At 56.1% G+C, this 19,604-nt stretch carries 16 protein-coding genes; 10 read left to right on the top strand and 6 right to left on the bottom strand.

Features of this window, described 5'->3' with window-relative positions; genetic code table 11:
• Positions 1-3: 3 nt before the first annotated feature.
• Positions 4-1,149 (bottom strand): SrfA family protein, encoded by a 1,146-nt coding sequence (locus QHL1GM_RS19685; RefSeq protein WP_302847895.1) that lies wholly within the window; start codon positions 1,147-1,149, stop codon positions 4-6.
• A gap of 32 nt (positions 1,150-1,181) precedes the next feature.
• Positions 1,182-1,436 carry a hypothetical protein gene (locus QHL1GM_RS19180; RefSeq protein WP_139245609.1) on the bottom strand — a complete coding sequence of 85 codons (255 nt, stop codon included), beginning with the start codon at positions 1,434-1,436 and terminating at the stop codon, positions 1,182-1,184.
• Between the two features lie 678 nt (positions 1,437-2,114).
• Between QHL1GM_RS19180 and QHL1GM_RS10790 the strand changes: the two genes are divergently transcribed.
• Entirely contained in the window at positions 2,115-2,759 is a 645-nt protein-coding gene (locus QHL1GM_RS10790) for a hypothetical protein (RefSeq protein ID WP_071694485.1), read from the top strand.
• A 316-nt stretch (positions 2,760-3,075) separates the two neighbouring features.
• A complete protein-coding gene (locus QHL1GM_RS10785) occupies positions 3,076-4,350 on the top strand; it encodes an O-acetylhomoserine aminocarboxypropyltransferase/cysteine synthase family protein (protein WP_071694484.1) in 1,275 nt (424 codons plus the stop codon).
• A gap of 59 nt (positions 4,351-4,409) precedes the next feature.
• Here the strand turns inward: QHL1GM_RS10785 and speB are convergent, their stop codons facing one another.
• Positions 4,410-5,336: an agmatinase gene (speB, locus tag QHL1GM_RS10780; protein ID WP_254795289.1), complete on the bottom strand. Its 927-nt coding sequence runs from the start codon at positions 5,334-5,336 to the stop codon at positions 4,410-4,412.
• Between the two features lie 141 nt (positions 5,337-5,477).
• On the opposite strand from speB, the gene QHL1GM_RS10775 reads away from it, so the two are divergent.
• The 8 genes from QHL1GM_RS10775 to QHL1GM_RS10740 all read left to right on the top strand — a co-directional run bounded on the left by QHL1GM_RS10775 (position 5,478) and on the right by QHL1GM_RS10740 (position 16,777).
• A complete protein-coding gene (locus QHL1GM_RS10775; protein ID WP_071694482.1) occupies positions 5,478-6,401 on the top strand; it encodes a LysR family transcriptional regulator in 924 nt (307 codons plus the stop codon).
• A gap of 188 nt (positions 6,402-6,589) precedes the next feature.
• Positions 6,590-8,161 (top strand): Re/Si-specific NAD(P)(+) transhydrogenase subunit alpha, encoded by a 1,572-nt coding sequence (locus QHL1GM_RS10770; RefSeq protein WP_071694481.1) that lies wholly within the window; start codon positions 6,590-6,592, stop codon positions 8,159-8,161.
• Between the two features lie 16 nt (positions 8,162-8,177).
• Positions 8,178-9,620, top strand: coding sequence for an NAD(P)(+) transhydrogenase (Re/Si-specific) subunit beta (locus tag QHL1GM_RS10765; protein WP_071694480.1), 1,443 nt, complete (start codon positions 8,178-8,180; stop codon positions 9,618-9,620).
• Between the two features lie 163 nt (positions 9,621-9,783).
• Complete coding sequence (locus tag QHL1GM_RS10760) at positions 9,784-11,550, top strand: ABC transporter transmembrane domain-containing protein (RefSeq protein ID WP_071694479.1); 1,767 nt, start codon at positions 9,784-9,786, stop codon at positions 11,548-11,550.
• Positions 11,551-11,577: 27 nt separating this feature from the next.
• Positions 11,578-12,582: an aldo/keto reductase gene (locus QHL1GM_RS10755; protein ID WP_071694478.1), complete on the top strand. Its 1,005-nt coding sequence runs from the start codon at positions 11,578-11,580 to the stop codon at positions 12,580-12,582.
• Positions 12,583-12,817: 235 nt separating this feature from the next.
• Positions 12,818-14,971 carry a catalase/peroxidase HPI gene (katG, locus tag QHL1GM_RS10750; RefSeq protein WP_071694477.1) on the top strand — a complete coding sequence of 718 codons (2,154 nt, stop codon included), beginning with the start codon at positions 12,818-12,820 and terminating at the stop codon, positions 14,969-14,971.
• Between the two features lie 140 nt (positions 14,972-15,111).
• The gene (locus tag QHL1GM_RS10745) at positions 15,112-15,300 is read left to right on the top strand and encodes a hypothetical protein (protein ID WP_071694476.1); all 189 of its coding nucleotides are present in this window, start codon (positions 15,112-15,114) and stop codon (positions 15,298-15,300) included.
• Positions 15,293-16,777 carry a sodium:solute symporter family protein gene (locus tag QHL1GM_RS10740; protein ID WP_071694475.1) on the top strand — a complete coding sequence of 495 codons (1,485 nt, stop codon included), beginning with the start codon at positions 15,293-15,295 and terminating at the stop codon, positions 16,775-16,777. Before QHL1GM_RS10745 ends, QHL1GM_RS10740 begins: the two co-directional genes overlap by 8 nt.
• A 75-nt stretch (positions 16,778-16,852) precedes the next feature.
• Here QHL1GM_RS10740 and QHL1GM_RS10735 read toward each other — a convergent pair whose 3' ends face one another.
• The 3 genes from QHL1GM_RS10735 to QHL1GM_RS10725 are packed head-to-tail and all read right to left on the bottom strand — an operon-like array spanning position 16,853 to position 19,277.
• The gene (locus QHL1GM_RS10735; protein WP_071694474.1) at positions 16,853-17,803 is read right to left on the bottom strand and encodes a biotin-dependent carboxyltransferase family protein; all 951 of its coding nucleotides are present in this window, start codon (positions 17,801-17,803) and stop codon (positions 16,853-16,855) included.
• The gene (gene pxpB / locus QHL1GM_RS10730; protein ID WP_071694473.1) at positions 17,800-18,528 is read right to left on the bottom strand and encodes a 5-oxoprolinase subunit PxpB; all 729 of its coding nucleotides are present in this window, start codon (positions 18,526-18,528) and stop codon (positions 17,800-17,802) included. The genes QHL1GM_RS10735 and pxpB overlap by 4 nt, the downstream gene beginning before the upstream one ends.
• Entirely contained in the window at positions 18,525-19,277 is a 753-nt protein-coding gene (locus tag QHL1GM_RS10725; protein WP_071694472.1) for a 5-oxoprolinase subunit PxpA, read from the bottom strand. The genes pxpB and QHL1GM_RS10725 overlap by 4 nt, the downstream gene beginning before the upstream one ends.
• Positions 19,278-19,604 lie beyond the last annotated feature (327 nt).

Here is a 19,604-nt window from a genome sequence, read left to right as displayed (position 1 = left end):
GTCCTATTCGCTGGCTTTCTGCAGCTGCATGGGGAAAGGCTCGTCATCGTAGCTGGCTGCACAGTCCGCTATTTCGCCATCGGCTTGACGGCATTCCACGCGTGGCATTTCGTAGTTGCTACCGTCCTCACAGCGAGCGTGTTCTTGAGCCTCAACCTGCAGTTCACCGTCTTGCATGATGGCGGCCACAGGCCCAGTGCAGGTCATGCCATCAGCGCCACCGCGGCGTATCTGCATCTCGCCTTCACCCTGATCAAATGCATACCTCACCTGAAGCGGACGGCCGCTTTGGCTATCCATTACCCCAGCGCCGCGCCAATTACCGTTGAGAAATGCTGCGGTACCATCTGGAGTATTGGCGGGCAGGCTCAGTGGCTCTGGCACTGCGCCAAGCTCGGGTGGCGTAATAGCATCAGGAAGGCCTGCGCTCACTTCTGCTAGTTCGGATGACGCTGCGCCTTGCGGTGGTACGGGCTCGGCGGATAACTCACCCGCTGGTAGTGTCGTCTCAGCTGGTGCCAAAGAAGTAGTAGTGTCAGGCAACCCCACATTGGAAAGCCCGGTAGTGGGGAGAGCCCAGTCGAGCGCTCCCGCCCTGTTTCCGAAAGTAGGCAGAGCAATGTCACCATTTAGTCCCGCTGTTCCGCTTGGCAAAGCAATATCCCTGGTCTCTGCCTTGAACGGCCATACGTCCCATCCCTTCCAAAGCGGCTGAGGAGAAGAGAACTCGATCGATGGCACATTTATTCCGGTATCGGGTCCGATACTTGGTGTGGAGCAACTTCTTAGCCCTAAAAGCAAAAGCAGTATTAGAAGCAGCGCTAGAGGCAGTAGCCACCAAAGGCGACGCCACCACGAGCGCGTTGGCTCTTCAGCAATAGTCGGTTCAGCGAGAGGCGCTGCAGCAGCTAGTGACGCCGGAGTAGTAGTTATAGGTGGGGCAGTGGGGGATAATTCAGGTTCGGCCTCAGGGTAAAGGCACTGAAGAGGATTGGCGTGTCGGTCGGTTTCTGGGTGCGTAAACCCCCAGAAGGTCAGAACAGGCGTGCCATCAACCAGATAAACAAAGTTTTCATCTGGAAAATGGCACACCCACTTGAGCAAACGAGCAAAGACTTCATGATCCCCGCCGTTTCCTTCATCAGGTATTTCGACGGCTAGGATCTCTTTTTGGAAGGCCGCTAGCTGGGTGCATCTTCACGTTCGCCTTCAGTAGCGCTTCTCCAAGGCACTACATCGCCCTCTATACCGCTATACCAGTCCACGCCCTCGCCTTGTTGATCACGCTGTGGAATGGCGAGATGTCGCTCTCGACCTTTCAGTCGTCGAGCAATTGCCTTACGTAGCTGTAGAGCAGAGTAATAGACGGGCTGACCAGTTTCGCCTAGTGCGCGATACTGTTCAGTCTTCCCGCTGTGCAACAAAAGGGATGACATATCTGAACCTTACTTCGATAGAACCATTTTTAACTGGCTCATGTGAGCCAGTGTCAATACAGCAATTTCGACAAAGCAAGGGCAGGACGTGCGTTGCACGCGAGTTGGAATGTGTTCAAGTCTAGCGTTCCCTAGCAAATTTTAATTGGTATGATTAGTTTTCTAAGCATCTTAGCAAGGTTGATTTAGTAAAAAAAGATTAGTTAGGGTTTTAAATCGAAGTGATTTTTTAAGGGGGAACATTTCGTGCCATCAGGCAGCTAGCAAGAACGCCCAACGTGTCAGCAAAAATCTGCCCCCTGACAAGGCTTATTGACCCGATACCGCCACGGGCTGAAGGGTGGCGTGATCAGCCCTGTAGATGGTAGGGCGCCTCCGATGACAGCCACTGCCTTTAACTAAATAGTGGGTAGGTATATCCACTAGATTGCCCGTCGTCATCAAAGGCTTTAACTGGCGCGAGGGGTGAGCCGCGCCGCCATCCTCAAAAGGGCGCTGAGGCAACTCTAACCGGCGACTGTATCGACCGTGAGCTGCCGCTTAATAGCATTAGATGATCCTTCCATAACGAACATCAGTGAAATACGCTTTTTAGGGCCCTGTGTTATATTAGTTTGAAGGCTAATAAAATTAATTTTGGTTGGCTGAATAAGTACCGTTCAGGAGATGACTGTTAATATGTTGATATATATTGTTTTTTTGATGATTTTTGTGGGTGTGACCGTTGCTTTGTATCAGGTGTATGAAATTCATTACAATATCAACGTCGGCAATGATAAGAAGCTGTCGAAGGCCGATAAAGGCCGCTTAAAAACGCTTTCTGACCAAGCTAAAACCGCCCAACAAAACCATGCATGGGCAGATTTCGATCAAATGGCGACCACTGCCTTGGGCCCTGACTTCAATCGGGATATCGCGTTGGTGGCGTTTGCTGAAGAGGAAGCAGGCAGCTATGCAATTCCTTTACTGCGGCGTAAAAGGAGATTGAGTTTTAACGGTGATACAGAGGGGGCGAAGAGAAGCCGCATAACAGTCCGTCATTTGCCGTTTTGGAAAACAACGCTGCCGAATGTGAATATACGCGCAGCGTTGATTGCCCTGGTGATTGTTAATTGTTTCCTGGTTCAGCTATTAGCGGCCATGACTATCTACACGATTAGCTATCCGATATCGACGCCTTTGCTGGCCTGGCTAAACGAACCCTTGATCGTCATGCTGGTTATTTATGCCTTTATCTTCATGTCACTGCTTGTTTCAAAGTTTGATAGGTATATGCACGACCTTTATCAACTTGGAAAGCTATTTAATAAAAAAGCTGTTTAAGAAAGACGCTGTTTAGGCATCGGTGCAACGCGCAATCTCATCAGCCAGCTGTTCCAGTAGCGCATCGTAAAGGCCAGCATCCAGCGTTAGACCCACGCCCAAGGGATCCATGACGCCGATATAAGCCGACGATTGTCACGCTAGCCGCTGTGCACCCTGGCGACGATCGTGACCCAAAGCTGGCGCTTGTTGCGCCAGCGCCTCCAGCCCCGTCCTTCCATTCAGGTAAATAGCGAAGCGAACGATTGTTGGCCTTCCTCGCAGCGCTTGTTTAGGATCAATAGCGAACCTTAATAACAAAATAGCGAGCCGTCTCATGAAGCCAGAAACCATTGCCCTCCACCATGGCTATTCGCCGGATTCACAAAACGCCGTGGCGGTGCCAATTCATCAAACCACGTCGTTTTCATTCGATAATGCGCAGCACGCGGCGGATCTGTTTGATCTTAAAGTCGAAGGAAACATTTACTCGCGCATTATGAACCCAACCTGCGCCGTGTTGGAGCAGCGGGTAGCCGCGTTGGAAGGCGGTATCGCGGGGCTAGCGGTGGCGTCGGGAATGGCGGCGATTACCTATGCGATCCAGACCATTGCCGAAGCGGGCGATAACATTGTCTCGATCAGCGAGCTGTATGGCGGTACCTACAATCTGTTTGCCCACACCTTGCCGCGCCAAGGCATTCAGGTGCGTTTTGCCGATAAAGATGATATTGAGGGCATCGAAGCGCTGATCGATGAGCGTACCAAAGCGGTTTTCTGCGAAAGCATTGGTAACCCCTCAGGTGGGGTGGTCGACCTAACAAAGCTGGCCGAAGCGGCGCATCGTCATGGAGTGCCGGTGATTGTCGATAACACCACGGCGACGCCGTTTTTATGTCGGCCGATTGAGCACGGGGCGGATATCGTTGTCCACTCAGCGACCAAATATATCGGCGGCCACGGCACCACGGTGGGCGGTGTGATCGTTGATTCGGGCACCTTTCCCTGGGCCGAGAATGCCAGCCGCTTTCCGCTACTCAACGAGCCTGATGTCTCCTATCACGGTGTGAGCTATACCCGTGATGTGGGCGATGCGGCCTTTATTGCCCGCGCCCGGGTGGTGCCGCTACGTAATATGGGCGCGGCGCTTTCTGCTCAAGCGGCCTGGAACCTGCTCCAGGGATTGGAAACGCTGTCACTACGGATCGAGCGTATCTGTGCCAATGCTTTAGCGGTTGCCAAGCATCTGGAAAGCCATCCGTTGGTCACCTGGGTGCATTATGCTGGCTTGGAAAACCACCCTGATCATGCGCTGGCCCAGCGTTATATGAACGGCTATGCCTCGGGAATTCTTAGTTTTGGCATTGAAGGTGGGCAGGCCGCTGGTGAGCGCTTCTACGATGCGCTGGCGCTGATTCTCCGCCTGGTGAATATCGGCGATGCCAAAAGCTGCTCTTCCATTCCCGCCTCTACCACGCACCGGCAACTCAACGAGCAGGAGCTAAAAGCCGCTGGCGTCACGCCGGATATGGTGCGCCTGTCGATCGGCATTGAGCATATCGACGATCTGTTGGCGGATATTGATCAAGCGCTGGCTGCTTCTCAAGGGTAGCCTGTTTTGCCTCCGCCATCTCAATGCCGTAAAAGCCAAGAGACGGCGGGGGCTAACTATCAAACGCCTTTGGACGCTGCCAGCGTATACAAAAACTCAAGCCCCAGCGTTGCGGCGGCAAGCGAGGTAATGTCGCCGTGGTCATAGGCGGGGTTTACTTCCACCACGTCCATGCCAACTAACTCCATGCCCACCATGCCGCGAATGATTTTTAGCATCAGATCGGTAGACATGCCGCCGCAGACCGGTGTGCCGGTGCCTGGGGCGTAGGCGGGGTCGAGGCCATCGATGTCCAGGCTGACGTAAGCGGGATGATGACCCACTTTGGCACGAATACGCTCCAATACAGCAGCTGCACCGTGGTCGTTGACCCAGTCCGCATCCAACACCTCGTAAGGGTGGTTGTGGCGGTCGTAGCTGGTGCGAATGCCAATTTGCAGCGAATGCTCTGGCACCACTAAGCCTTCTTTTAAAGCATGGTGAAAAATGGTGCCGTGGTCAAAGCGGGTGCCTTGCTCATAAGTGTCGGTGTGGGCGTCAAAATGGATCAGTGCCAGTGGGCCGTGCTCTCGGGCGTGAGCACGCAGCAGCGGCAGGCTAATGTAGTGGTCGCCGCCCAGGGTAAGCATCTTTTTACCCGCGCTTAACCAACGGTTGGCGTGGGTTTCCAGGTTATCGACCAGGCTTTCGGGCTCGCCATAGGCATAATCAACGTTGCCCGCATCGCAAACTTTGAGGCGATCTTCCAAGGCGAAGTCCCAGGGCCAGCGCTTGCCTTCCCAGATCAAGTTAGCGGTACTTTGACGAATAGCATTAGGCCCCATGCGGGTGCCTGCACGGCCAGAACAAGCTAAGTCGAAGGGGGCGCCACTCACCACAACGTCGGCGTCGGTTGCCTTGGGATCCGTTGCTTTTGCTACGCCCATAAAGGTAGAAATCATATCGCCATAAAGGCTGGGCATGGTTTGAGTTAGTGGGTGGGTCACCGGTGTGCTTCTCCTTGCGTACTGGCTTATCGCTGATAGTCGCTAGTGGGCGAATGAGCGGCAGACAATAAGCAATTACTGGTGATAAATTAAATGAATGTTTAGAATTTAATCATTCGTATTATTAATGATAGAGAATCTATGCGCTCGCTACGCCATTTCGACCTGAACTTGCTGCTGGTATTTGAGGCGCTGATGCGCGAGCGCCATGTCACTCGCGCGGCAGAAACGCTGCATTTAAGTCAACCTGCTTTGAGCCACGCCTTAAAACGGCTGCGGGAATCGCTGGATGATCCACTGCTAGTGCGCACCGAAAACGGTATGCAGCCGACGCCCCGTGCGCTGGCGCTACTGCCCGTGGTACAGCAAGCGCTGGCCCAGTTACGAGAGGGGCTCGCTCCACCGGCGATGTTTTCGCCTGCTACTAGCACGCGCCGCTTTACGTTAGCGACCACCGACTACTTTGAAGAGGTCATGTACCCGCTCTTTTTAAGCCAGCTGTTGGCCTATGCACCGGGCATTAGCTTCTCAATTGAGCTGATTACCCCGGATGTGCTGACTGAGGGACTGGAACAGCGCCAAATCGATATGGTGGTGGGGTTGGATAGCCAAAGCACGCTGCCCAGCGGCGTGATTCAGACCCCGTGGATGGATGAAGAGTTGGTCTGCTTAGCCGCTACCCACAATGACCGCGTGGGCGATGCGATTGATATTGCGCAGTTCGCTCAAGAGATCCATGTGGAGCTGGCTGACATCAGCGGCCTACGGCCCAGCAATATTGATAGCTGCCTGGTGCAGCATGGCTTAACCCGCCGGGTAATCTCCAAAAATCTCAACTACATCGCCGCAGCGCGGGTAGTGTCGCTAACGGAAGCGATCATGACGCTCCCACGCCAAATGGCTGAGCGATTCGTTGCGATGCTACCTGTACGCTTGGTGGAGCCACCCAAGGAGCTCTCCGCACTAAAAATGACGTTGATTCAGCATGGGCTGTATGTCAACGATCCTGCCAACGTGTGGCTCTATCAGGTGCTTACTGAGTTTGCTAACGAGTTTAGACGTTAGGTTAGCCATCATGCACACTACCTATGTTGTAATAAAACAACTCTGTTGTATCAAAGGTTGAATAGTATCTGGCAGCCACCCCGTTAGATCCTAGACTGCTAAAAGGCGTTATGAGTGGCGTCGTAAAATGTGCCGTGTCCACAATTTGGCACCGGCGAGGCAGACTGATTAATTAAGGGAGAACGCGAGTGAAAATAGGTGCCCCGAAAGAGAGTGCCCGGGGGGAAGCGCGTGTCGCGCTAACCCCCGAGAGCGCCAAGCAAATTCAGAAGTTAGGCCACGAGTGCTTAGTAGAAAGCGGCGCTGGCCTTGCGGCGGGCTTTAATGACGACACTTATCGTGATGCGGGCGTTACCGTGGTGGAAGGAGCCGACGCGCTCTGGAACGACGCTGATGTTGTCATTAAAGTCCGCGAGCCCTCGGATGAAGAGGCCGAGCGGCTGCGCAAAGGGCAAACATTGATCGCTTTCTTCTGGCCTGCGCAAAACGAAGCGCTGCTGGAGAAGTGTAAGGCCCAGGGCGCTACCGTTATTGCCATGGATATGGTGCCGCGTATTTCCCGGGCACAGAAGATGGACGCGCTCTCCTCCATGGCCAATATTGCCGGCTATCGTGCGGTGATTGAGGCGGGCAACAATTTTGGCCGCTTCTTTACCGGCCAGGTAACGGCAGCAGGTAAAGTGCCCCCTGCCAAGGTACTGGTGATTGGCGCTGGCGTGGCAGGATTAGCCGCGATCGGTACCGCCACCAGCCTGGGCGCCGTGGTACGCGCCTTTGACGTACGGCCCGAGGTCTCTGAACAGATCGAGTCCATGGGCGCTGAGTTCCTGTTCCTCGATTTTGAAGATAGCCAGGACGGTTCCGAAAGCGGTGGCTATGCCTCGCCCTCAAGCCCGGAGTTCCGCGAGAAACAGCTGGAGTGCTTCCGCGAGCAGGCAGCCGATGTGGATATCGTGATTACCACTGCGCTGATTCCTGGCAAGCCTGCGCCCAAGCTGTGGCTGGAAGATATGGTCGCGACCATGAAGCCGGGTTCGGTGGTTATCGACTTAGCCGCCGAGAAGGGCGGCAACTGCGACCTGACCAAGCCTGACGAGCGAGTAGTATCGGATAACGGCGTAGTGGTCATCGGCTACACCGACTTCCCTTCGCGCATGGCCACCCAGGCGTCGCTGCTTTACGCCACCAATATTCGCCATATGCTGACCGATCTCACCCCCGAGAAAGAGGGCGTGATCAATCACAATATGGAAGACGACGTGATTCGTGGCGCCACGGTGACTCACGCAGGCGAAATAACCTTCCCGCCACCGCCGCCCAAAGTCAAAGCGATTGCTGCCGCTAAGCCGAAGAAGAAAGAGAAGGCGCCCACGCCAGAGGAGAAGAAAGCCACTGAGCTGGCCACCTTCAAAGCGCAAACCAAACGCCAAGTGGGGTTATTGGCCGTCGGTGGCGCGTTGATGCTGCTGTTGGGGCAAGTGGCACCGGTGTCGTTTATGCAGCACTTTATTGTCTTCGTGTTGGCCTGCTTTATCGGCTTCCAGGTGATCTGGAACGTAAGCCACTCGCTGCATACACCGCTTATGGCGGTGACCAACGCGATCTCGGGCATCATTATTTTGGGGGCGATTTTGCAGATTGGCTCCGGCAGCGCCGTGGTAGGCGTACTGGCGGCGATCTCGGTGCTTATCGCATCAATCAATATCGTGGGTGGCTTCCTGGTGACACGCCGGATGCTGGCCATGTTCCAAAAATCCTAAGCGGCGGAGAGACGATATGTTAGGTCAAGGATTCGTATCTGCCGCGGCGATCGCGGCAAGCGTACTGTTTATTCTGTCGCTAGGCGGCTTGAGTAACCAGGAAAAAGCCAAGCGGGCCGTGTGGTACGGCATCGTGGGTATGGCGCTGGCAGTATTTTTTACCTCCTTAGGGCCGGGTATTGGCGGCTACTGGTGGTTAATTCCGATGATGGTGATTGGTGCTGGCATCGGGGTCTACGTGGCGGGAAAGGTCGAAATGACCGAAATGCCGCAACTCGTGGCAGCGCTGCACAGTTTTGTCGGCTTGGCAGCGGTGTTTGTCGCCTGGAGTGCCGATTTAGAGCGTCGCCGTGTGCTGGCGGCACAAACGGTCGATGGCGTTATGCAGGAGTTTTCCGCCTTTGCCGCGCTGGTAGCCTCCAAGGCGCCTGACGAGCTCACCTTTCTGCAGATAGAGGTAGTGTTCGCTATCTTTATCGGTGCAGTGACCTTCACTGGTTCGGTGGTGGCGTTTGGTAAGTTGGCCGGCAAAGTGGATGGCAAACCTCGCCAGCTGCCCGGTGGGCATATGCTTAACGCCGGGGCGGCGGTGCTGTCGCTGCTGTTAGCGATTTTGTACCTTAACGGCGCAGGTTTCTGGACGCTGATTGTGCTCGCAGCCCTGTCGTTCTTTATCGGTTACCACCTGATTATGGGCATCGGCGGTGCCGATATGCCCGTGGTGGTCTCAATGCTCAACAGCTACTCCGGCTGGGCAGCGGCCGCTATCGGCTTCACGCTCTCCAACGATCTGCTGATTGTCACCGGCGCGCTGGTGGGCTCGTCCGGCGCAATTCTCTCTTACATCATGTGTAAGGCGATGAACCGTAACTTCGTCAATGTGATTCTAGGCGGCTTTGGCGGCAGCCAAGGGCCTGCGGCAGAGATTGAAGGCGAGCAGGTGGCCATCGACGCCGGTGGCGTAGCGAGCGCTCTGAACGATGCTGATAGCGTGATCATCGTGCCGGGCTACGGCATGGCGGTGGCCCAGGCGCAAAGCGCGGTGAGCGACTTGGTGCGCAAGCTGCGCGCAGCGGGTAAAACCGTACGCTTTGGTATTCACCCGGTCGCGGGTCGCTTGCCAGGGCATATGAACGTACTGCTGGCCGAGGCCAAGGTGCCTTACGACATCGTGCTGGAAATGGACGAAATCAACGACGATTTCGCCACCACCGATGTGGTGATCGTGATTGGTTCCAACGACATCGTGAACCCCGCGGCCGAGGAAGACCCCAATAGCCCCATCGCCGGTATGCCGGTGTTGAAGGTGTGGGAGGCCAAGCAGGTGTTTGTCAGTAAGCGCGGCCAGGGTACCGGCTACTCGGGTATCGAAAACCCGCTGTTCTTCAAAGACAACACGCGCATGTTCTACGGCGATGCCCGGGATAGCTTGAATACGCTGCTGCCTTTGCTTGACTAGTTCTATGCAACGTAGCTGCCTAGGCAACGTAGCTAAAAGCTAAGTGATTAAGTGCCATTAAGTATTGAGCCCGCGAGAGATCGCGGGCTTTTTTGTTTCTGTGCATGCCGCCAACACTCCTGCTATGGTCGGACACCGCCTTGTCTATTGAGCATTCGCTACTATGAATCAACGCCCCAACCCCCGAGTATTGCTGCGTTTGTTGGGTCTACTGCGCCCCTACCGCATGCGTTTAGCCTTGGCGGGCTTAGCGTTGCTGCTGGCGTCGGGCAGTGTGCTGTTGCTGGGGAATGGGTTGCGCTTAGTTATTGACCGCGGTTTTCTCGCCGCGGATCAGCAGGCGCTGGCCCAAACGCTGGGCTTAATGCTAGCGGTGGTGACGGTGCTGGCGCTTGCTTCTGCACTGCGATACTACCAAGTGACCTGGATTGGCGAGCGCCTAGCTGCGGACTTGCGCCAGCGTGTGTTTGATCATTTGCTTACTTTAGAACCGAGTTTTTTCGAGAGCGCCAGCGACGGCCGTGCTGCGGGGGAGATCGCCTCTCGGCTGACCGCGGACACCAGCGTGCTACAGAGCCTGTTTGGCTCTTCGGTCTCGCTGGCGCTGCGCAACCTAGTCATGCTGGTAGGCGCCGTGGTGCTCATGCTGGTCACCCAGCCGTGGCTCTCGGCAATGGTGTTGATAGGTATCCCTGCCACTCTTCTGCCCATCGTGTGGTATGGCCGCCGGGTGCGGCGGCTTTCGCGCACCAGTCAGGATCGCGTCGCGGAGCTAGGTCGCTATGCAGAGGAGGCGCTGAGCGGTATTAAAACGCTCCAGGCATTTACCCACGAGGCGGTGGATAAAACCCACTATGGTCAGCGCGTGGAGCAGGCGTTCGGCAGCGCCGTGGAGCGCACCCAGCAGCGCGCCTGGTTAACCGGTATTGCCATGCTGGTGGTGTTTACCGCCGTGGGCTTAATGCTCTGGCAGGGCGGTCAGGCGGTGCTAGACGGCACCATGAGTGCGGGTGAGCTATCAGCGTTTATTTTCTATGCCGTGCTGGCAGCGGGGGCTATTGCGACACTGGCTGAAGTGGCGGGGGATGTGCAGCGCGCCGCAGGCGCGGCGGAGCGCTTATTGGAGCTGCTCGATACTCAGCCCGTTATCCAATCGCCCGCGAATCCCCATCACCTACCGATACCTTCGCAGGGTGAAATTGTGCTAGATAACGTCACTTTCACCTACCCCGGCCGGGAAACCCCAGCGCTTGAAGGGTTTGATCTGCATATTCAGCCAGGGGAGCGGGTCGCTATCGTCGGGCCTTCGGGGGCGGGTAAAAGCACCCTCTTGGCGCTGCTGCTGCGCTTTTATGATCCTAGTCAGGGGCGTATCACCCTTGATGGTAGTGATGTACGCACCTTAGACCTTACGGCATTGCGCGGTGCCATGGGGTTGGTGTCGCAGGAGCCAGTGCTGTTTAGCGGCTCGGTGGCCGAGAACCTGCGCTACGGAGCCCCCGCGGCTGATATAGATAGGCTGCGCCGTGCCGCCCAGGACGCCAGCGCCCTCGACTTCATAGAAGCGCTCCCCCAGGGCTTTGATACGCCCCTTGGCCCCGGTGGGGTGCAGCTCTCTGGTGGCCAGCGCCAGCGGCTCGCTATTGCCCGTGCGCTGCTTAAAAATCCCACAGTGTTGTTATTGGACGAAGCGACCAGCGCGCTGGATGCGGAGAGCGAGCGGCTGGTTCAGCAGGCGCTGGATCGGTTGATGGTCGGGCGTACCAGCATCGTGATTGCCCACCGGCTCGCCACCGTCATCGCCGCTGACCGTTTGCTAGTGCTTGATGGTGGAAAGCTAATTGCAGCGGGTACCCACGCTGAATTGATCAACACCAGCGAACTTTATCGTCATTTAGCCGCGTTGCAGTTTGGCGGTGAAACGTTATAAAACGGATCTTTAAAGACGGGAGTTTCTATGTCGAATTTTTTCCAACGCCTGAACGCTGTTAATGCCCCTTCGATTGGTCTGGGTTGTATGAACCTCTCCCACGGTTACGGCAGCATAGTGCCTGAAAGCGCGGCGTTACGGGCGCTGGATGAGGCCTTTGATATGGGCTATCGCCACTTTGATACCGCCACCCTGTACGGTGCCACGGCCAATGAGAAAGTGGTCGGGCGCGCCCTGGAGGGCAAGCGGCACCAGCTTTTTCTAGCCAGCAAATGTGGTATGGCGATGGACCCAGAGTCAGGCAAGCGGGTGATTGATGGCCGTCCGGCAACCCTGCGCAAGCAGTGTGAAGAGAGTCTTGCTCGCCTGCGTACCGACCATTTGGATCTCTACTACCTGCACCGCTTGGATCGCCAAGTCCCCATCGAAGAGAGCGTCGGCGCGCTAGGGCGTTTGATGGAAGAGGGCAAAATTGGTGGCGTGGGGTTGTCGGAAATATCTGCGCTAACGTTGCGGCGTGCGGCAACTGAATATCCTATCGCAGCGGTGCAGTCGGAATACTCGCTGTGGACGCGCAACCCTGAAATCGCCCTGATTGATGCGTGCCGAGAGGTGGGCGCGGCCATGGTCGCGTTTAGCCCTCTGGGGCGAGGCTTCTTAACCGGTGCCATTCAAGATCCCGCGCGTCTTGAAGAGGGCGATATGCGCCGTAACATGCCGCGCTTCAGCGCCGAAAACTACCCGCATAATATAAAACTATTTGAACGCCTTGCGACGCTGGCGCGGGCCTTAAGCGTGACGCCGGGGCAGCTGGCACTGGCATGGCTGAAGGCCAAAGGCGACGATATTATCCCTATTCCCGGCACTCGCTCCGTTGACCACATGCGCGAAAATTTAGCCACGGAAACGCTGCGCCTTGATGTCACCACAATGCAGCAGTTAGATGCCATGATGACGCCAGAGCAGGTCGCGGGGGCGCGCTACAGTGAGACGCAGCAGGCGGATATCGACACAGAGGAGTTCACCCGTTAGCAGCGATAAGCAGTGGGTATTAACAGGGGTGATGGGTAAAAACTATTAGAGCGGTCACAAAAAGCAAATTGTGCCTATGACGGATCTGCTTTAAAACAGTACCAAGTGAGTGAAGCGTCCTTTTCCTGCATAGCAGGCAGAGCAATAGCACCATGTTAAGGGCGCTGACCGTCAGTTGACTTGGTAGCTGCTAAGATAAATGCAACCAAGACAAAAGCAATAAGGGGAGAGAGCTATGAGTGGTAAATGTCCTGTAATGCATGGTGGTAATACCTCCACAGGCACGTCTAATAAAGACTGGTGGCCGGAAGGGATTAACCTGGATATCTTGCACCAGCAAGACCGCAAATCAAACCCGATGGGTGCAGATTTTGACTATCGGGAAGAGGTCAGAAAGCTCGATTTTGACGCGCTTAAGCAAGATGTACACGCGCTGATGACGGACAGCCAGTCCTGGTGGCCAGCTGATTGGGGTCATTACGGCGGCCTAATGATCCGCATGGCGTGGCACTCTGCGGGTACCTATCGTCTTGCTGACGGTCGTGGCGGCGGCGGTACTGGTAGCCAGCGTTTTGCACCACTCAACTCCTGGCCGGATAACGTCAGCCTTGATAAGGCGCGTCGTCTACTTTGGCCGATCAAGAAGAAGTACGGCAACAAAATTAGCTGGGCGGACTTGATGATTCTGGCCGGCACCGTTGCCTATGAATCTATGGGGCTTCCTGCCTACGGATTCTCATTTGGCCGTGAGGATATCTGGGAACCCGAAAAAGACATCTACTGGGGCGATGAGAAAGAGTGGCTGGCGCCTTCCGACGAGCGCTATGGCGACGTTGAAAAGCCAGAAACCATGGAAAACCCGCTCGCTGCGGTTCAGATGGGGCTTATCTACGTTAACCCTGAAGGCGTTAACGGCGTGCCCGACCCGCTGAAGACCGGTCAGCAGATTCGCGAAACCTTCGCCCGCATGGCGATGAACGACGAAGAGACCGCTGCCCTTACTGCCGGTGGCCACACCGTAGGTAAGTGCCACGGTAACGGCGACGCGGCAGCGCTGGCGGCTGAGCCAGAAGCTTCTGACGTTGAGAACCAGGGCTTTGGCTGGGGCAACCCGACCATGGGTGGCAAGGCGAGCAATGCGGTCACATCTGGCATCGAAGGCGCCTGGACCACTCACCCCACCAAGTTCGACATGGGCTATTTCGACCTGCTGTTCGGGCACGAGTGGGAGCTGCGTAAGAGCCCCGCAGGCGCTCACCAGTGGGAGCCGGTGAACATCAAGGAAGAGGATAAGCCGGTTGACGCCAGCGACCCCTCTATTCGCCACAATCCGATCATGACCGATGCGGATATGGCCATGAAGATGGATCCGACCTACCGCGCCATTTGTGAAAAATTCATGGCGGATCCTGAGTACTTCAAGCAAACGTTCGCCAAGGCGTGGTTCAAACTGACCCACCGTGACCTCGGCCCGAAAGCGCGCTACATCGGCCCGGAAGTGCCCGCTGAAGACTTGATCTGGCAGGATCCTATTCCGGCTGGCAGCACCGACTACAGCGAAGAAGTCGTTAAGCAGAAAATCGCTGAAGCCGGCCTGAGCATCAGCGACATGGTCAGCACCGCGTGGGACAGCGCTCGCACTTACCGCGGCTCTGACATGCGCGGCGGTGCCAACGGTGCACGCATTCGCTTGGCGCCGCAGAAAGATTGGGAAGGCAACGAGCCTGCGCGTCTCGCCAGCGTATTAGCCGTGTACGAGAAGATTTCTGCCGACACCGGCGCTAGCCTTGCCGACGTAATCGTTCTGGCCGGCAGCGTAGCGATCGAAAAAGCCGCTAAAGCCGCAGACTATGACGTTCGCGTACCTTTCCTGAAAGGCCGTGGCGACGCTTCTGCCGAGATGACCGACGGTGAATCCTTCGAGCCACTAGAGCCGCTGGCTGACGGTTTCCGCAACTGGCAGAAGAAAGATTACGTCGTGAAGCCGGAAGAGCTGCTGCTGGATCGCGCGCAGTTGATGGGGCTGACAGGGCCGGAAATGGTCGTGTTACTCGGCGGCATGCGTGTGCTGGGCACCAACTATGGCGGTACCAAGCATGGCGTCTTCACTGACCGTGAAGGCCAGTTGACCAACGACTTCTTCGTCAACCTGACCGATATGGGCAACACCTGGAAGCCGGTGAGTAAAAACACCTACGAGATCCGTGATCGTCAAACGGACGCCGTTAAGTGGACCGCTTCCCGCGTTGACCTGGTGTTTGGCTCTAACTCGCTGCTGCGCTCCTACGCGGAAGTCTACGCCCAGGACGACAACGACGAGAAGTTTGTTAAAGACTTCGTCGCTGCCTGGACGAAAGTGATGAACGCGGATCGCTTTGACGTCGCGTAAGCACTAAACACGTTAGTGCTAACAAATAACCCGCATCCCAGGATGCGGGTTTTTTTATTGCGTGTTTATATGCTCAACGCAGGAATGAACGTTAATCAGAGGCTCCCTGGTTATTTTGCCGTAACAACACGAGACGCTTTATGAAACGCAGTAAATGGATATGGCTAGTATGGGCAGTCGTCTTGCTTTGCTATGTAGTGCCTTACACCTTGTTGGGCCATGTATCGCAATGGTACGGCAGCTTTCTGTTTTGGGCATGTGCCGGGTTAGTCATCATTGCTCTGAACGTGTTTATCACCAAAGATTTCAAGGAACACAGCGATGACTGAATCACTAATTTGGTGGTCCATTGCTATCTACTTATTGGTTGCTATAGGCATTGCCATTCTGTCGCGCCAAGGCCCTGCTGAAAGCATGTCGGGTTACTTTTTGGGTAACCGACAAATGAACGGCTTTGTCTCTGCGCTGAGTTACAGTGCCACTACCTACAGTGCTTTTATGATGGTGGGTTTGGCAGGCCTTACCTACGCGGGAGGCGTTGGCGCGCTAGGCTTTGAAATTATCTATTTTGCCGGTGTTTCGCTAGTGGCTATCTTTGGACCCAAGTTTTGGGCAGTGGGCAAGAAGTTTGGCTTTGTGACCCCAAGTGAAATGTTGGGCCATCGCTACAACAGCAAGCATGTTGCCATGGCTGTCTCAATTTCCAGCTGCATCTTCCTGATTCCCTACTCGGCCGTTCAGCTCGCTGGAGTGGGTTACCTGCTACAAGGGATTACAGAGGGAGCGATTCCCTTTACCGCCGGGGTGGTGATGGCCACGGTGATCGCTATCTTTTTCTCCTATATTGCGGGAATTCGTTCGGTCATGTGGACCGATTCGCTTCAGGCCATCATGATGATTGTCGCCTCAACCCTGGTGGCTCTCTTGGTCATTCAGGGTTTGGGTGGTTTCGGCGCGCTGTTCGATACGCTGGCAACAGAGCACCCCCAGTCGCTCACGGTGCCTGGTTCGGGGCTGTTCAGCTTTGTCACTTTCCTGGGGCTCACCATTCCATGGTTCTTCTTTAGCCTGTCTAATCCGCAAGTCAGCCAGCGCCTGTTTATGCCCTCTTCGCTTCGCTCAATGCGCCACATGCTGATTGGTTTTTTAGTGTTTGGCTTTATTTACACCCTGGTCTCCGTGCTGTGGGGCTTCTCTGCCCTGGTCGCCTTTCCAAGTCTTGAAAGCGCGGATTTGGCCACTCCCACGCTGCTGGCCTCAACGCATGTACCGCCAGTGCTGGGTGTTATCGTGATGATCGGCATTATGGCGGCGGCAATTTCCACCATTGATTCCATTATGCTGACGTTGGCTTCCATGCTGTCTCGGGACGTTTATGCCAATTTAAAAACGAATGCCAGTGAAAAGCACCAACTGCTGATGGGTAAATGTGTTGTGCCGGTGATTGCACTGATGGCACTGGGGTTTGCCGAGCTGCAGTTGGATCTGATCGCGGTGCTTTCGGTGGCGGCATCTTCCGGGTTGGTGGCTATGGTGCCCGCCATTATTGGCGCTTTTTACTGGAAACATGGCACCGCTACCGGTGCGCTGAGCAGTGTGGTGGGCACCAGTGCTTTTGTGCTGCTGATGTACGCCACCGGCAACTCGTTGCTGGGTTTACCTGCTGGCGTATGGGGCATTGTGGTAGCAAGTTTGCTGTTTATCGGCGCTAGTCTGGTGACGAAACCTCATCAGGCATCCAGGGATGCCTTCTTTACCGCCATCGCTGAAGAGCTGGCTAAAAAGCGCCCTAAGCCCATTTCCTAAAGGGCTATGTTCTTAAAAGGCTAGGTTCCTAAAAGGGTATGTCCTAAAGAGCTATGTCTTAAAAGGCAAGGCGCCTCAATCCCAAACCGTCAGCTGCTTTCGGTAATCATCCTGCGCTTGGCTGGCGCTGGCAGGGGTTAACCACACCTCGGTGCCGGGCAGGCACTGGGAGAGAGTCGTGCAGGCGATAGGGGTGAGAGCCCCTAGGCGCGGGTAGCCGCCAATTGTCTGGCGGTCATTCATTAGCACGATAGGCTGGCCGTCCGGCGGGACTTGGACTGCCCCCAGCGGGATGCCTTCGGAAATAATGCCCGTGAGTGAGCCGTGTAGCGCAGGACCGGTGAGCCGCACGCCCATCCGGTCGGCGCGGTTGTCTACTTTCCAGGGTTGGTTGAACGCTTGGAAAAGCGCGCGACCGTTAAACGAGGCGATTTGCGAGCCGAGAACGATGGGTAAGCGGCAGCCTGACGCTGGCATATGCGGGCCTTGGCCCTCGGGGAGACGGCGCATCGCCGGGGCAGCGCCTTTCCAGGTTAGCCGGTCGCCCGCTTTCAGCGGCTTGCCGTCTTCATGCAGGCCCCCCAGTTGCTCGCGGGCAGTACAGGCGCGGCTGCCCAGCACCTCGGGCGCGTTTAGCCCACCGGGAAAAGCGAGATAGGCGCGCAGGCCTTGGCGCGGCTGGCGAAACACCAGGCGCTGGCCGGGTAGTAGCTTAAAGCTGGTGTTGGGAGCGAGCGGCTTGCCATCCAGTTGGGCATCAAGGTCAGCGCCGGTCAGCGCTAGGCGCACCTCGCTTTCGGTTTCAAAGCTTAAGCCACCGCCCATGACAATTTCCAGCGCGGCGCTTTTTAAGGCGTTGCCCAGCAGCCAGTTGGCCCATCGAAAGGAAATCCAGTCGGCAGCGCCGCCCTGGGTCACGCCTAGATGGCCGACGCCAAATCGCCCGGCATCTTGAATCAGCGCCAGTGGCCCCGCCTGTTTAACCACCAGCCCTTTTTGCCTTTGATGCGTAGCAACTTGGCTCATGAGCGCTCCTCCATGGGCGTGGTATCGCCGCCGTCTGCTGCAAATTCTGCCCGGGAGATCGCTCTAAAGCGCACCTTGTCGCCGGGGCGAAACAGTGGCTCGCCGCGTTTGGCGTGCTCGAAGAGCGGCACATTGGTGCGACCCAGAATATTCCAGCCACCCGGCGAGAGCAGCGGATAAATCGCGGTTTGTCGGTCGGCAATGCCTACACTGCCCGCAGCGACTTTGCGGCGCGGGGTTTTCAGACGCGGTGTTGCCAGCGCCTCATCTACCAAACCCATAAATCCATAGCCAGGAGCAAAACCCAGCGCGAATACGCAGTAATCGTGGTTGCAGTGCTGCTCGATAAGCTCATTGACGCTCAGACCCGCGCGTTTGGCGACCAGAGGCAGCTCAGGGCCCACGCTTTCGTCGTACCACACGGGGATGTCGTGCAGCTCCCCCGCCTGCGTGTCGACGGGTTTGAGGCCGGAAAGCGCCTGGTTGATCAGCGTGAAAGCCTCGGAGTGATTCATTTGCTGGCAGTCGTAGTGCAGCAGTAGCGTGGTGTAAGAGGGCACCAGATCAATTAACGCTGGACCAAAGGCGCTGCGCAACGCTTGGTCGGCGGCAATCACCCAGGCCATATTGGCTTCGTCGATGGCGTCGAACAGGCGCACCATCAGGGCGTCCATGGCGGCGGTTTCAATACGTCTTTCAGCTCTTCTTTCAGTAATGGGATTCACGCCTGCTCCAGCGCCTGAAAGGCCTCACGAATGGCGCGCACGGCAGCCACTGATTCTGGGTTATCGCCGTGAACACACAGCGTGTCGCATGCTAACTGTAGCGACGTGCCATCAAGCGCGGTGAGAGGCTCGCCTTTGGCTAACATCACTGCTTGATTGACGATGGTGTTCTGGTCGTGGTGCACGGCGTTGGGCAGTCGACGTGAGGCCAAGTGGCCGTTAGCGTCATAAGCGCGATCGGCAAAGGTCTCGAACCACAGGGTAACGCCCAGTTTGGCGGCTAACTCACGGTGCGGCTCGGGGTCGGCGGTGGACATAATCATCAGTGGCAGGCTGGAATCGTAAGCACGTACCGCGCGCATGACGCCTTCGAGCAGCGCGGGATTGGCGGCCATGTCGTTGTACAGCGCACCGTGGGGCTTGATATAGCTCAGCCGGGTGCCTTCCGCTTGGCATATGCCCGCTAACGCACCCACTTGATAAAGCACCATATCCTCCGCTTCTTCCGGCGAGCAGGCCATGGAGCGTCGCCCAAAGCCCATCAAATCCGGGTAACCAGGATGTGCGCCAATTTGAACGCCATTTTGTACCGCTAGCTTGACGGTGCGGCGCATCACATGGGGGTCGGAGGCATGGAAGCCACAGGCGATGTTGGCACAGTCGACGAAAGGCATCGCATCGGCATCTAAGCCGATAGTCCAGTTGCCGAAACTTTCGCCCATATCGCAATTAAGCAAGGGGATGGCCATAGCGACTCCTGTCGTTGATGCAGAGGGTGCGTTTACTTGGCTGGTGTTGAATTGTAATCCACCCCCAATATATAAACATGGCTTGCCCAGTGCCAACCGTTTGGGGAAATAATCACTAGGGTCTGTTGACACCTGTAAACGACGCACTTATCACTTTACTCGTCGGCGTGATAACAGCGTTGGTTAAGGGGCACTGCTGGGGAGGGTCTCAATGTCGCATGATGGTATGTGATTCGATCTATGCCATGGTTCACTGGATTGGTACGAGTTCCAGGTTTGTGGTCGTAAAGTCGCTGCCAAACCTATCCCCATACCGCCGAAGTAACA

Origin of the sequence: Halomonas sp. QHL1 (assembly GCF_001882345.1) — a bacterium.
Taxonomy (GTDB): Bacteria; Pseudomonadota; Gammaproteobacteria; order Pseudomonadales; family Halomonadaceae; genus Vreelandella.
The sequence above is the reverse complement of the archived record's forward strand: the minus strand, read 5'-3'. Positions and strand labels throughout refer to the sequence as shown.

What these genes read in the sequence shown, in the direction of transcription:
- QHL1GM_RS19180 (WP_139245609.1), bottom strand. Translation starts at nt 1,436, where the DNA reads ATGTCATCCCTTTTGTTGCACAGCGGGAAGACTGAACAGTATCGCGCA.
- QHL1GM_RS10790 (WP_071694485.1), top strand. Translation starts at nt 2,115, where the DNA reads ATGTTGATATATATTGTTTTTTTGATGATTTTTGTGGGTGTGACCGTT.
- QHL1GM_RS10785 (WP_071694484.1), top strand. Translation starts at nt 3,076, where the DNA reads ATGAAGCCAGAAACCATTGCCCTCCACCATGGCTATTCGCCGGATTCA.
- QHL1GM_RS10775 (WP_071694482.1), top strand. Translation starts at nt 5,478, where the DNA reads ATGCGCTCGCTACGCCATTTCGACCTGAACTTGCTGCTGGTATTTGAG.
- QHL1GM_RS10765 (WP_071694480.1), top strand. Translation starts at nt 8,178, where the DNA reads ATGTTAGGTCAAGGATTCGTATCTGCCGCGGCGATCGCGGCAAGCGTA.
- QHL1GM_RS10760 (WP_071694479.1), top strand. Translation starts at nt 9,784, where the DNA reads ATGAATCAACGCCCCAACCCCCGAGTATTGCTGCGTTTGTTGGGTCTA.
- QHL1GM_RS10755 (WP_071694478.1), top strand. Translation starts at nt 11,578, where the DNA reads ATGTCGAATTTTTTCCAACGCCTGAACGCTGTTAATGCCCCTTCGATT.
- katG (WP_071694477.1), top strand. Translation starts at nt 12,818, where the DNA reads ATGAGTGGTAAATGTCCTGTAATGCATGGTGGTAATACCTCCACAGGC.
- QHL1GM_RS10745 (WP_071694476.1), top strand. Translation starts at nt 15,112, where the DNA reads ATGAAACGCAGTAAATGGATATGGCTAGTATGGGCAGTCGTCTTGCTT.
- QHL1GM_RS10740 (WP_071694475.1), top strand. Translation starts at nt 15,293, where the DNA reads ATGACTGAATCACTAATTTGGTGGTCCATTGCTATCTACTTATTGGTT.
- QHL1GM_RS10735 (WP_071694474.1), bottom strand. Translation starts at nt 17,803, where the DNA reads ATGAGCCAAGTTGCTACGCATCAAAGGCAAAAAGGGCTGGTGGTTAAA.
- QHL1GM_RS10725 (WP_071694472.1), bottom strand. Translation starts at nt 19,277, where the DNA reads ATGGCCATCCCCTTGCTTAATTGCGATATGGGCGAAAGTTTCGGCAAC.